Here is a 12,707-nt window from a genome sequence, read left to right as displayed (position 1 = left end):
TTTCAAAATAAATGACTGGGACGAGAAACGCCACCGACCGATTTCGGCTAGTGGCGTTTATCATAATGCCCTTCTAATTAATGCTAGAAGGTCATTAACTTCAATAACAACAGCTATCAGTTCATCGCTTTATAGTTGTGTTTCTTCTGCATCGGTAACATCATTTGTTGTTAACGAAATACCATAGGCTTTAGAAACAATCACCATTTGATCACCTAGACGACGTAGTTGGTTTTTAAGCGTAACAATGTTTTGTACACTTTCTTCATTTTCTGGACGAATCTGGTAATCAAAATGCATAGTCGTTGTTGCTAATGTATTAATTTTAGCAATACGCATTTCAATATCAGCCATCAGTTTAGCAATTTCAGCTTGCTCTTCATCTGATACATTATCGATAAAAGCAGGACCTACTTTTTTACCTTTGTATTCACCTAATAATACGTTTTTAATACCTTGATAGTTTAATGCGATATCACGGTGTGTATTATCAGAGAAACATGAATGCTCGTCTTCTTCACTTGGCGTTAATACTGCAACGGCAATACGTTCGTTAGCTAATTCTGATTTAGAGAAAACACCAACACCGGCAAAAATTTGTTTTAAAGAAGTAGCAGGTTCAATATTTTTAGATTTTTGCTCGCCTGTTAATTTATCTAATAAAGCAGCACGGTATAGCCCTTTATCACCACTTACGTTGGCTTCCCAAGCGCTAGATACGACTGATAAATCATCAACCATTTTAGCTGCGACAGCATTAAGGTAATCAAGACGACGTTTTGCTAATTTATCAGTGGTGAAGTCAGACAGTGGACGTTGTCCAGCAGTCATTGCACCGTTGCTGATAGCATCTTCAATCATGTTATTGTAATCTTGATCTTGTCCCCAGAGCATAAATTCAATGGCGTGGTAACCTGCAGCAACGTTTGCATCGCCACCATTTGTGTTTAAGTCGCCTAATACCGCAGGTGTGATTGTTGTCACGTCTACCGCAGTAACATCTTCTCCGCCTGGCGTGAATAAACCTTTAGTATCAATAATATTGCCACTAGTGCGCTTGTTATTAGCATCAATTGTGTAATCGATCATGTTTTCATCTAGCGGCCAAGAGTTAAGCTCACCTTCAACACCACCATAGGTTTCAGCTACCCAACCATCTTCAGCATCGATAGGACCATTTGAAAGGCGGAAAATTTCTGTTGTACCGTAGCTTTCACGAGACACTAACCAAGCATCTTTAGCTGCTTGTAATGATTCTGCAGTTGGTTTTGCAGTAAAAGCACTAATCGCAACTTGTAATGCTTTTGCATCTTTAACAGCATCTGAATAGTTAACAGAAGCAATGCTTGCATAGGTAGACAAGGTTGCTAATTTATCACTCTGTGAAACAGCTGCTTGGCTTGGTACAGAAAAAGCTAATACAGCGCCTGCGATAATGGTACTTAAAATTGTTTTCTTCACTTTCATTACTCCTGATGTACATTAAAACGTTAGTGAGTTTTAAATTGATGAATAAAACTCACTGGGTTAATTGCTTCCTGCAACTTAGTTAATCGTATTCTGCAATTTGTTATAAATAGTTTGTTTAAACTTGTTCTGCTGTCACTTGAGCAATAGCAATAGTTTTGTCTTTAGATTGCCACTTCAGTATTACCATGACCACCAGCCAATAAGTACCTAGCACTGCCACATCCCAACCAATGGGTTGTGAACGATAAGCAAATAACGAAGCCAGTAAGTTCCCAAAAATAGAACCATCGCTTAATACACTGCTCATGTCCCACATGTTGCTGTATAACCAACTCGGTAAATCTGTCGCCGCTAAAGGGCCGCTTAATAACTTTTCTGATGCAGTCAAAAACAGTGCCGAACCAAGGAAAAGCAACATAATTTCGGTTACGCGAAAGAACCATTTCCAAGAAATAAATCGACCGCCTATTTGCAATGCATAGAACAACACCATCGCAAGTGCTAGACCAATTGCCACCGCAGTGAAAAAGCTAATGTAAGAAGCAAGCGTACCAAGTTGTAAAAGAGAACCATAAAGGAACATAACGGTTTCAGAACCTTCACGACCTACCGCAATCATTGCTAAGAAAAATACGCCCCACCAACTTTTTTTACCTTGCAGGCTTTTTTCTAATCCTGTTTCCAGCTCTTTTTTCAAGGTGCGACCATGAACCCGCATCCACATCACCATTTGAACAATCAAGGCACTGGCAAATGCCAACATGCCGATTTCAAACCAAGCACGCCCTTCGCCGCCTAATAAATCTGATACACCAATCAGTGTTAACGTCAATAATGCCGCCAAACCAAAACCAGCTAACACGCCGGAAAACAACCATTTTTTACCTGTTGTAGCGTCCGCTCTTCCATCCATCCAAGCATAAAGAATTCCGATCACTAAGAGTGCTTCAATGCTCTCTCTACAGACAACAAAAATTGTTTGTCCCATTTATTTACCCTTTTGCTTTAACAATAATTTTACCGTGTGTTGCTGGCGCAAAATCATCAAAATAATCATAACTGCCAGCATCTAATGGGATAATCACTAAGGTTGTCTCCGCCCCCATGAATAACACTTTTTCTTGGCGTAATTGATTGCTTTCAAATTCCGCAGGTTTATTACCAATATTACGGACCACAAGACGAATTTTAGTTTTCTCTGGGATCACTAGTTGTGCAGGGATCAACTCACCGTCTTTCATTTCAATAAGGTAAGTTTTTAATTTGGTATAGCGAGGGTCATTAAAGGTTTGGCTGAAGCCATTGCTATCTGTTTCTACACTTGTTGTGGATTGGCTCGTTTCAGCCGATGATTTAGTGGTAATAAGTGCAAAAAATAATGCGATAAATACAGTTTGGGTAAACTTCATTAAAAATATCCAAATATTGTCAGTGAAAAATTGTTTATAATGTAAGATGATAAAAACCGAACTCTCACAAAGCAACATGATAACGATTCCGATTATCATTAGCAATACCGCGCAAGTAAATACACGCCTATTTTTTATCGATGATTAATATTATTTATGAATGATTAATAATAGTTAAGTGCATTTAAGCTAATTCAATTAGCTTTTACATTAGGTAGGACTTAGCATCACGTTTAATCCAATACATCGATTGAAGTGATTAGCTATTTTCTTTAGTCAGGTTTTAACGCTGAACTGACACCAATCTTAAATCGGTCATTTAAAATTAGATGCTTAATATTATTTATTTTAAAGCAAAAAAAACCTGAATAAGATTCAGGCTTTTAGTATTGGATGTACAATGTTTAATTAACACAAGGCTTAATTTAACATTGTCCGCTTAGTAGAACTGCTATCTATTAAAAAGCAAAGGTAACGTTAGCGGTAAATTCTTCATCGTCATTAGCACTTAAACTAACCCCAAATGAATCAGACAATTGTGCACCGGCATCAATGGTTGCTGTCCACTCGTTGAAATTAACGCCCTTCATACCATGCGCATAGGTTGGTGTAATACCAACCCAAAAACGACGGTCAAAGCTATAACGCGTTGTCGCATCAAATTTTACATAAGTTGTATCTTCCATGTGGTTTGCCCACATAAAACCAACACTTATTTTAGGATAAAAGTTTAAACGGTTATTCAAATAACCAAGCTTAGCAAATACACCGGCAGAGGTATCATTCACATCATCATAATCAGTATGATCTATACGAATATCTTTATCCCATGTGCTATCAAAAGTGACACCTGATTTAGTGGCTGAATTTAATAACAGATAATTGACTTCATAAAAATCAAAATCTTGCTTGGCTGCAACGGTAAAGCTATGTTTATAAACACCACTTAAATAACCACCGTAGGTAGCAGATAAATCAATACCTTCATTACCACCACCAATACTCGCATTAGAATAAACCGCAGTCGGGTCACTCATATCAACCCAAGTGTCAGTATTATCAGCAGCGATCGCCGATAAAGAAAATGCACTAACTAATGAGCCGATTGATACTTTTAATAATGAGTTTTTTAAAATCATATTATTCACTTTTATTTCCAAATAAATAAGTTAAATAAACGCTTACCACGTTTTATTAATGTGTAACGAGCAAATAAAGCATCTACTTTTTCGATAGTTGCTTCTGTATCGGTGACTTTGTCACCATTAACCATTACAGCACCGTTATTAACAAATTCGCGGGCCATTTTATTTGATGCCGCTAATTCACAACTTGTTAATAATTCAACAATTGAAGCACTGTCTGTCGTCACTTCAGTCGCTGGTAGTCCATCCTGTGCTAATTGCGCTAAATCAGACTCACTTAAGCTACTTAAGTTCCCAGAGAATAATGCTTCAGTAATACGCTCAGCAGATGCTAACCCTTCTTCACCATGTACTAAACGTGTTACTTCACGCGCTAAAATAGCTTGGCCTTGTGGACGCCCTTTGATTGTTTTATCTGTCTCTTCTATTGCTGCAATTTCTTCAATTGATAAGAAGGTAAAGTAGCGTAAAAATTTGTAAACATCAGCATCTAGCGTGGTGATCCAAAATTGAAAAAATGCGTATGGCGATGTTTTAGTCGGGTCTAACCAAATAGTACCAGACTCAGTCTTACCGAACTTAGTGCCATCTGCTTTAGTCACTAATGGCATAGTAATACCAAACACTTTTTCTTGATTCATACGACGAGTTAAGTCGATACCGCCGGTAATATTACCCCATTGATCAGAACCACCGATTTGTAACGTACAGGCTTTTTCTTTATTCAATGCAGCAAAATCATAAGATTGTAATAACATGTAGCTGAATTCAGTAAATGAAATACCTGCACCTTCACGGTCAATTCGTTGTTTTACAGATTCTTTTTGGATCATGGCATTAACACTGAAGTGTTTACCTACATCACGTAAAAATGAAATGCTATCCATTTTCCCGATCCAATCTAGATTGTTCACCACTTCAGCTGCATTATCGTGCTCACCAAACTCAATAAAAGCACTAACTTGTTTTTTAATTGAATCCACCCAGTTACCGACAATTTCATCACTGTTTAATTTACGCTCTGCCGCTTTAAAGCTTGGGTCACCAATTAAACCAGTTGCACCGCCCACTAAAGCTAAAGGTTTGTGGCCTGCTTCCTGAAAACGTTTAAGGATTAATAAAGGCACTAAGCTACCAATGTGTAAGCTATCAGCAGTAGGATCAAAGCCACAATACAAAGTACGGCTTGCACTCGATAAATGTTCATGTAGTTCTTCATCTGCGGTTGTTTGGGCAATTAGGCCGCGCGCTTTTAAATCTTCGAGTAAGGCATTCATTTATTTTTTCCTAGTTTGCTAGTTTACTGCTTATAATATAAATAATTATGCGAGATTTTACACAGTTAGTTGCCACAAAAAAACCTTAGAGTGAAGATATAACAAACTATATACCCGTTACTAATCAAAATGTATTATTCAGTCACTAACTCGGACACCAAGACAAGGCGTAACATGAAGAAAATGGCCATTCCTTGTCGAATGTTACAACACAGGATTGGTTTTCGAGTTAGCGACCCGCAGGGCAAGTTTTGAGGTGGACATATTTGATTCTGTTATAAATATCATAATTTAAGCTACAAGACTTTCACCTTTATGCTCAGAACCCACCCACTTCACGGCTTGCTGATTTTTGCATATTGAATGGTAACGGGTATATGTTAGCATTACGTTTTAATTAAGATAACAAAGAGAAGAAGATATGAAAATAGGCATTATTGGCGCAATGGATGAAGAAGTTAGCATCCTTAAATCCGCGATGAATAACGTGATCACCACAAAAGTGGCGGGTTGTGAGTTTTACCAAGGTGACCTTAACGGAAAACAAGTCATTCTAACAAAATCGGGGATTGGTAAAGTAGCAGCTGCAGTCGCAACTACCCTATTATTAGAAAAATTTGCACCAGATACCATTATTAATACAGGTTCTGCCGGTGGTTTTGATCCTGCTTTAAACGTCGGTGATATTGTAATTTCAACAGAAGTGCGTTTTCACGATGTAGATTTAACTGCTTTTGGTTATGAAATAGGACAAATGGCACAATTACCAGCCGCTTTTGAAGCAACACCAGCTTTGATTGACGTAGCAGAGCAGGCTGCTAGCACATTACCTGGATTGAATATTATTAAAGGGTTAATTTGTACCGGTGATATTTTTATGGCTGACCCAACCAAAGCGGCTATCGCACGCGAGAACTTCCCTACTATGGCAGCCTGTGAAATGGAGGCCGCAGCGATAGCGCAAGTTTGTTTCCAATTTTCAGTACCTTTTGTGATCATTCGTTCTCTCTCTGACATTGCCGGTAAAAAATCAGAACTGTCTTTTGAAGAGTTTTTACCTGTTGCCGCTAAAAATGCTTCTACTTTAGTAGCTGCGATTGTAGATAGATTGAATTAATGGAAACTGCTTTAGCGCTATTTGAACAACACAGCATTTACTTCAGCTTTATTTTTGCTGCGCTGTGTTCGTTTTTCTTTTCACTGCCTACCGACCTTAACCCACTTTCGGCTTTTTCACTTATTTTTCAAGAAATAGGTAAGAAAGTGAACTTGCCGGAACGCAGTGATGGGTATAAGCGCTTAGCGAGTTTACTGGCATTTACTCTCATTTTTTTTCCCATTGCATTGATCATAAGTCAGCTATATTTAGTGGTTTATAAACCTTTTATTATCGACTTTGTCGTTATCTATGTACTGTTATCTTGGCACGATAAAATACAAATTTATCAAAGCATTAGTAATAACTTACAAGGTAATAACTTAGCAAAAGCAAAGTTATTACTCGCACAACTTACTTTACGTGATACCAAACCACTTTCGCTATTAGGCATTTACAAAGCGATGATTGAATCATTGGTATTACGTCTTGCTAATGGTTGGTTCGGTGTGATTTTTTGGTACTTGGCGAGCGGCATTTACGGTGCATTATTTTATCAATTACTCACAATATGTGCTCAACAATGGAATTGTAAATTAGCTCAATTCAATGTTCTTGGGCAAATAGCTTCTTTTATCACCACACTACTACAGATGCCAGTACACCTATTATTAAGTTTTACTTTTCCACTCTACGACAGACCCTTAACCGGAATCGTCACTAAGTTTAAGCAAAGCGCAGATTGGCATCACTTTTCCTCTGGACTTCTACTTAGTAGTTTTGCATTGAGTATTCAAACGCAATTAGGTGGGGTAAGGATCTATGAAACCGATAAAATTACGTTTACTAAACTAGGCAATACTAGCGCTCAAAACAACACACCTGATTTAGAGACGCTATCATTAGCAGCACAGCGCTTAAGCTTAAGTGCGTGGTTTTGGCTGCTGTGCATAACCGGCTATGAGTTTTTACCACAGCTACTTGAGTATTTTAGCGGTGGGTATTAACAGTAACTAAAGTAAACTCAAAATAATGGATGAGTGGTTATCAACAATAACCAAACTTAACCAATCTCAAGCAGGTTAATTTAGGCAGTTAACAGCGTATTAATGTAGATGTATCGACTACCAGTTTAAGTATTTAAAAAGTAACGTTAAGTGATTAGGAAGACAGAAATATTTAACGAGATACATTGTTATAGAGATAAAAAGTTAACAGATACATCAATAAAGGTTTTAACCGTTCCTCCATTAAATTTACCTATAAAAAAACCCTTAGCGGATAACCAATAAGGGCTTTTTTGATTCGCCTAACACACCATGTTAGAAGATTAATTTAATCAATCAATTATTTGATTGCTAATAATTCAACTTCAAATACTAATGTTGCATGTGGACCGATTGCAGCACCTGCGCCACGTTCGCCGTATGCTAGGTCTGCAGGGATAGCTAATTTCATTTTGCCACCAGGAGACATTAACTGTAGTGCTTCAGTCCAACCAGCGATAACACCGCCAACTGGGAATTCTGCAGGTTGACCACGTTCAACTGAACTGTCAAATACAGTGCCATCGATTAAAGAACCGTGGTAATGAACGCTTACTGTAGATTCAGCTGTTGCTTTTTCGCCTTCGCCTTCTGCAATAACTTCATATTGAAGACCAGATTCAGTTACAACAACGCCTTCTTTCTTCGCGTTTTCAGCTAGGAATGCTTCGCCAGCTGCGCCTAATACTTTAGCTTGCTCTGCCGCAGCTGCTTGCATACGTGTAGAAATCACTTGGAAAGCCGCTTGTAGATCTTCTTGAGAAACTTTACTTTCTGCGCCAGCAAAAGCATCAGCAATACCAGCAGAAACTGCTGAGATCTCTAGGCCTTCAAAAGGATTTGAAGCAAGTTGCTCACCCATTTGTAAACCAATACCGTAACTTGCTTGTTGCTCTTGAGTCGTATATTCAGACATAATATTTCTCTTTTTTTAATGAATTTTGGGTTTCCCCATCTAGGTTAATTAATAATATGGGGAGCAAAAATAAGATTTAAAGGGAAAAATCACAAAAAATTATATTTTTTTAAAATAATTAAATTTATGTGCCCGACATTAAGCAATCTTAATAAGACTATTCGCTTTTATTTAAGCACTTGTTGAATACCCGCGGTTAATAAAAAAACATGTTCAGACAAGGCAGCGACTCTTTGATTTAATTCACCTAATTTATCAGCATAGCGTCTTTGTAAAGTAGTTTCACCAATTAATCCGCAACCAACCTCCCCTGTTACAATCACTATATGGCATTGTGCTTGTTTCAGAAAAGTGAGAAAAGCTTCCTGTTGAACACCAAAAACTATCAAGTTGTCTTGCAAAGAATCACTCACCGTCAAATACCAACCAACCCATGTTGAAAGACATTCGATGAGCACAATATTTTCAGGATGATTCAGCTCGGCCAATACAGACAATAAATCTTTTTGTAAATAATTTAGCTCATAGGTTGTCACTGCCTGTTGAAAACGCTTCTGGCGCATTACTTTATGACTTTCTATGCGTTCAATGCTTTCCTCCCCTACACTTAAACTTGTGGCTATATAGGCTGGTTTTAAAATTGGGTTTTGTTCTAGTAGCATATTGACTAAATTCTCAGCAGCATCACTTTTACCGCTTCGCACTCCGCCAATAAATAATTGGATCATGCTCATTCCTTTATTTATTAAAAAAACCATTTTTTATTATAAAAATGAGGTTACCTACAGATCAAACATATTTTTTATATCATTGCTAATAGTTTACTAAGTAGGTCTACGATGTCGATAACCCTGCCACAATGTCCGCGCCATATACCAAACTACGACTATATTAATTAAAAACATAGCAATAGCTAAATAACTCAGGTGAGCCACTATTTCATAAATTTCGAAGGGTAAATAAATGGCGCCACTTAAAAATGCAAACCATTCAATCCATACAAAACTACGCCATAAACCATAGGCTTCAATAAAACGAACAACCGAATAAAATACCGCCGCGATGGCAAAAATTTTAACGTTACTGTCTGTTATTGTGCTCGCTGCATGAATAAATATGCTTGGTAATTCACTAGTCGGGTTTAAATGTAAGTGATCCACAATCGCTTCGGCTACCATTTGTAAGTTTTCACCAGCCAACACATGTAACCCCAATCCGACTAATAATGCCAGTATGCCTTTTGTTGCCTCTAAAATAGCAACGGCTTTTAACCCTTTTTGGGGTGATGCCATAATAATCTCTTTATTAAACAATCACAAAGGAACAAATTGAAACGAAAAAGCAACTTGATACGTGGTCGCTTTTTTCGTAACGCCTTTCGCAAAATTTACAACACAAAACGTTAATAGTTTGATTCATCAAACTAATAAAATTATTTACTGTGATTGAGTTAGTTATCTTTGACTATACGCTTGTGAATTTCCTGCGTTAATAACTCAACACGTTCACTTAACTCCCTTGTCACTTCCGTGAGCATAGTATTCTGTTCCATCAACTCAAGCAATTTCTCTGTTTGCTGATTAGATAATAATTCTCTTTTTTCACTTGCTAACGATAACTCTTCTCGATGGAGTGCATCAGCTTCCGCTTGTGCTTTATCTCTATCCGCTTGTCTAGTTTGTGCTAACAATATCAACGGTGCAGCGTAAGCCGCCTGCAAACTAAACGCGAGATTTAATAGAATAAAGGGATATAAATCAAAGGAAAACACACCCAGTAGATTCAATGCAATCCAAGCAGCCACCACCACCGTTTGAGATACTAGAAAAACTGGTGTACCAAAAAAACGAGCAAACTGCTCTGCTTTTAGAGAGAACCAATCATTTCCAAATACAGGAAAAAGGTGTGCAAAGGGTTTATGAAACCGAAATTGATAACGATTATTCTGTTGTGGTTCCTGCGCCATATTGACTCCTTGGTATAAAAGATAGGGAGAACAAAATAACACAAACAAAATGCAAACCATACAAGTGTGGACGGGAGACAAAAAATAAAAAATCGTTTAATTTAACATAAGAAAAAGCTGATGATTATATAAATTTATGAACATTAAACGGCAGAGAATTTGGTTTTAAAGCAGTAGGTAATAATCTTTTAAAACGAAAAAAGGCTTCTCAATGTGGCGGAGGAGGAGAGATTTGAACTCTCGGAGAGCTATTAACCCTCGCTGGTTTTCAAGACCAGTGCATTCAGCCGCTCTGCCACCCCTCCGCAGAACGAAAGGAATAGTATAGTAAAATAATTTGAGTGTAAAATAATTGAGCCTTAAAAGAGACTAACTGTCGGATAAACCAACAGCATTAATAAATTACCCCCTATTAGCCTTTTATCCATGAGAAAAAACAGCCATTATATTTTTTGTGAGAATGCAGTTCGAAAAATAGAAGTCACACTAGATGATTTAGGGCTGTAATTTATTGCTAAACTCATTCTTCTATTTTTACAGGTTCATTTTTTATAGATTCATCTTTTAAAGGCTTATTTTGCACATCGGATTCAATTACTTCCTTCTTAATTATTTTCTCTTTCTTTACTTTATCGAGTTGAATCATGTAATAGTTGCGCCCTATTCCATTGAATTCTTCATCAGTAAAAATAACCGTATTATTATCAAAAAATGTAACCGCTTCTTTTTGAGTAACGATTCCTAAATTTATTTTATAGGCATCACCTGAGAAAAAGTCATCACCTTGCCAATTTTCAAATAACCATAACCGTTCTGAATCCAATAAAATTAATTTAGTTCTATCAGGGCTCAATGCAGCCGACGTTATCCAGCAAAGCTCTTCTAAAGTTGTGCAGGTATTAAAGTTACTAACAAACTCGGCTTCATAGTTATCGGCATGGTCCCCTATTCGATATAAATTAGTATCACCATCGAAAGGTTTAGTGCGATTTTTTGAAAACATATAAAGATGTTTTTTGTAAAAGACAAAGGCTTCAAAATCAAAGTTTTTCTCTGAGGCTTTAGGGGGGTAATGTAATTGTTTTGGAAAAGTAAACTTAATTATTTCAGCTTCAGTCTCAGTGCCTTTAATATCAATAGGGCTTTCAATTTTATAAATAGTAAACCATTTTCGTATATTGTCATTATTACCAAAATCGCCGATAAAAAAATGGCCAAAATCATCTTGAGTCATATCTTCCCAATCTAGATTTTTAGCATTAGTAATAGTAATACTTCTACTGACGCTACCATCTTTTTCTATTTGATGTAATTGCGCACTATTATCCCCGTCATTAATCCCCCACAAATTGCCATTTTTATCATATTCAATACCAGATATCTCTTTAAGTGAAATATCTAACGTGCCTACTTTCGAACTATAAAGTTGCTGAGTAGCAATCGACGCTAGTATGACGATAATAATAATACTGACGAAAGCAATTGAATAAATGGATCTTTTTATCATTAAATACCTTACAAAAGTAAATTAACTAAAAGGAGATACCTAAAGCGAAATAATTAAAAAAGTATAACGAATAAGCGCAATTACATTAGGCCTACTTTTTAAATTTCACACTGAAAAGTCATTTAATATAAATCGAAAATGGATATAAATGCTTATTATCTTTATGAGATCACCAACAAATAAATAGACATTATTAACCTAAAAAATTAATCGTTCGGTTTTATATTATAAATAACTGAATTTAAAAGGCTAAAATATTAAATGAAATCGTAGTAAAGAACAAAATAACACATCGAGTATATATGGTTCATTGTTAAAAATACTAATTAGCTTTAACAATGATAAAAATATTATTACTCAATTAAGCTCAACTAATTAGTATTCTACATTTGATAATTTAACGAAATAAAGAAGGAGGTTTAAAGGTGTCGATAAGCGACACCTATTTAGATATGAGACTAGTTACTCTGACTTATTAGCAATTTTCTGTAAGTTTTCGTGAATTTTAAATAAGACAATCAGTAATTCACACCAAATTCGTGCGCCAACAGCCCCGCCAACCATATATAGCATTCCCATTAGAAAAGTAAAAAATGTTAAACCTGAGTAACCACTAAACATAGTGATAAAACCAGTGATGACTGCTGACAATAAAAGTAGCCAATATATAAATGTAATTATTTTAGGTGTTAGCATTGAATCAAAGAAAAATATATCTTTCACAGGTAAATCCTTTTTAATTAACTCCAGTCTATTTAGGTCAGGCTGTGGAGTTATTATAAGCCCAATATTGATTGTTCTTATAAAACATCACTTTAACCAAGAAAAGTAGGAAAAAGTTGATGATTTAAAAGCATTTATATATTACTTAACTT

The 12,707-nt window shown here is 36.4% G+C and carries 13 protein-coding genes and 1 tRNA gene; 2 read left to right on the top strand and 12 right to left on the bottom strand.

Annotated elements, in window-relative coordinates; all coding sequences use genetic code 11:
• Positions 1 to 129: 129 nt before the first annotated feature.
• The 5 genes from GQR44_RS15880 to tyrS form a co-directional block, all read right to left on the bottom strand.
• Positions 130 to 1,461 (bottom strand): imelysin family protein, encoded by a 1,332-nt coding sequence (locus tag GQR44_RS15880; protein WP_205963098.1) that lies wholly within the window; start codon positions 1,459 to 1,461, stop codon positions 130 to 132.
• Between the two features lie 124 nt (positions 1,462 to 1,585).
• A complete protein-coding gene (locus tag GQR44_RS15875) occupies positions 1,586 to 2,458 on the bottom strand; it encodes an FTR1 family protein (protein ID WP_166372682.1) in 873 nt (290 codons plus the stop codon).
• Between the two features lie 4 nt (positions 2,459 to 2,462).
• Positions 2,463 to 2,879, bottom strand: a complete 417-nt coding sequence (locus GQR44_RS15870; RefSeq protein ID WP_166372681.1) for a cupredoxin domain-containing protein — start codon at positions 2,877 to 2,879, stop codon at positions 2,463 to 2,465.
• Between the two features lie 458 nt (positions 2,880 to 3,337).
• On the bottom strand, positions 3,338 to 4,018 hold the full coding sequence (locus tag GQR44_RS15865) for a hypothetical protein (protein WP_166372680.1): 681 nt from the start codon (positions 4,016 to 4,018) through the stop codon (positions 3,338 to 3,340).
• Positions 4,019 to 4,029: 11 nt separating this feature from the next.
• On the bottom strand, positions 4,030 to 5,301 hold the full coding sequence (gene tyrS / locus GQR44_RS15860; protein WP_166372679.1) for a tyrosine--tRNA ligase: 1,272 nt from the start codon (positions 5,299 to 5,301) through the stop codon (positions 4,030 to 4,032).
• Positions 5,302 to 5,722: 421 nt separating this feature from the next.
• Here tyrS and mtnN point away from each other — a divergent pair, with 421 nt between their 5' ends.
• Entirely contained in the window at positions 5,723 to 6,418 is a 696-nt protein-coding gene (gene mtnN, locus GQR44_RS15855; protein ID WP_166372678.1) for a 5'-methylthioadenosine/S-adenosylhomocysteine nucleosidase, read from the top strand.
• Positions 6,418 to 7,404 carry a cobalamin biosynthesis protein gene (locus tag GQR44_RS15850; protein WP_166372677.1) on the top strand — a complete coding sequence of 329 codons (987 nt, stop codon included), beginning with the start codon at positions 6,418 to 6,420 and terminating at the stop codon, positions 7,402 to 7,404. The genes mtnN and GQR44_RS15850 overlap by 1 nt, the downstream gene beginning before the upstream one ends.
• Positions 7,405 to 7,744: 340 nt before the next feature.
• Here the strand turns inward: GQR44_RS15850 and GQR44_RS15845 are convergent, their stop codons facing one another.
• The 7 genes from GQR44_RS15845 to GQR44_RS15815 form a co-directional block, all read right to left on the bottom strand.
• Complete coding sequence (locus tag GQR44_RS15845) at positions 7,745 to 8,359, bottom strand: FKBP-type peptidyl-prolyl cis-trans isomerase (protein WP_166372676.1); 615 nt, start codon at positions 8,357 to 8,359, stop codon at positions 7,745 to 7,747.
• Between the two features lie 167 nt (positions 8,360 to 8,526).
• The gene (locus GQR44_RS15840; RefSeq protein ID WP_166372675.1) at positions 8,527 to 9,087 is read right to left on the bottom strand and encodes a bifunctional adenosylcobinamide kinase/adenosylcobinamide-phosphate guanylyltransferase; all 561 of its coding nucleotides are present in this window, start codon (positions 9,085 to 9,087) and stop codon (positions 8,527 to 8,529) included.
• Between the two features lie 96 nt (positions 9,088 to 9,183).
• Positions 9,184 to 9,651 carry a DUF2127 domain-containing protein gene (locus tag GQR44_RS15835; protein WP_166372674.1) on the bottom strand — a complete coding sequence of 156 codons (468 nt, stop codon included), beginning with the start codon at positions 9,649 to 9,651 and terminating at the stop codon, positions 9,184 to 9,186.
• Positions 9,652 to 9,809: 158 nt separating this feature from the next.
• On the bottom strand, positions 9,810 to 10,325 hold the full coding sequence (locus tag GQR44_RS15830; protein ID WP_166372673.1) for a DUF1003 domain-containing protein: 516 nt from the start codon (positions 10,323 to 10,325) through the stop codon (positions 9,810 to 9,812).
• Positions 10,326 to 10,539: 214 nt separating this feature from the next.
• A tRNA-Ser gene (locus GQR44_RS15825) sits at positions 10,540 to 10,630 on the bottom strand.
• Between the two features lie 215 nt (positions 10,631 to 10,845).
• The gene (locus tag GQR44_RS15820) at positions 10,846 to 11,832 is read right to left on the bottom strand and encodes a hypothetical protein (protein ID WP_240923683.1); all 987 of its coding nucleotides are present in this window, start codon (positions 11,830 to 11,832) and stop codon (positions 10,846 to 10,848) included.
• Positions 11,833 to 12,294: 462 nt separating this feature from the next.
• Complete coding sequence (locus tag GQR44_RS15815) at positions 12,295 to 12,555, bottom strand: DUF4282 domain-containing protein (protein ID WP_166372672.1); 261 nt, start codon at positions 12,553 to 12,555, stop codon at positions 12,295 to 12,297.
• Between the last annotated feature and the right edge of the window lie 152 nt (positions 12,556 to 12,707).

The sequence above is a fragment of the Psychromonas sp. SA13A genome, from assembly GCF_011378715.1.
Taxonomy (GTDB): Bacteria; Pseudomonadota; Gammaproteobacteria; order Enterobacterales; family Psychromonadaceae; genus Psychromonas.
This window is presented reverse-complemented; position numbering and strand designations above follow the sequence as displayed.

What these genes read in the sequence shown, in the direction of transcription:
- GQR44_RS15875 (WP_166372682.1), bottom strand. Translation starts at nt 2,458, where the DNA reads ATGGGACAAACAATTTTTGTTGTCTGTAGAGAGAGCATTGAAGCACTC.
- GQR44_RS15870 (WP_166372681.1), bottom strand. Translation starts at nt 2,879, where the DNA reads ATGAAGTTTACCCAAACTGTATTTATCGCATTATTTTTTGCACTTATT.
- GQR44_RS15865 (WP_166372680.1), bottom strand. Translation starts at nt 4,018, where the DNA reads ATGATTTTAAAAAACTCATTATTAAAAGTATCAATCGGCTCATTAGTT.
- tyrS (WP_166372679.1), bottom strand. Translation starts at nt 5,301, where the DNA reads ATGAATGCCTTACTCGAAGATTTAAAAGCGCGCGGCCTAATTGCCCAA.
- mtnN (WP_166372678.1), top strand. Translation starts at nt 5,723, where the DNA reads ATGAAAATAGGCATTATTGGCGCAATGGATGAAGAAGTTAGCATCCTT.
- GQR44_RS15850 (WP_166372677.1), top strand. Translation starts at nt 6,418, where the DNA reads ATGGAAACTGCTTTAGCGCTATTTGAACAACACAGCATTTACTTCAGC.
- GQR44_RS15845 (WP_166372676.1), bottom strand. Translation starts at nt 8,359, where the DNA reads ATGTCTGAATATACGACTCAAGAGCAACAAGCAAGTTACGGTATTGGT.
- GQR44_RS15840 (WP_166372675.1), bottom strand. Translation starts at nt 9,087, where the DNA reads ATGATCCAATTATTTATTGGCGGAGTGCGAAGCGGTAAAAGTGATGCT.
- GQR44_RS15835 (WP_166372674.1), bottom strand. Translation starts at nt 9,651, where the DNA reads ATGGCATCACCCCAAAAAGGGTTAAAAGCCGTTGCTATTTTAGAGGCA.
- GQR44_RS15830 (WP_166372673.1), bottom strand. Translation starts at nt 10,325, where the DNA reads ATGGCGCAGGAACCACAACAGAATAATCGTTATCAATTTCGGTTTCAT.
- GQR44_RS15820 (WP_240923683.1), bottom strand. Translation starts at nt 11,832, where the DNA reads ATGATAAAAAGATCCATTTATTCAATTGCTTTCGTCAGTATTATTATT.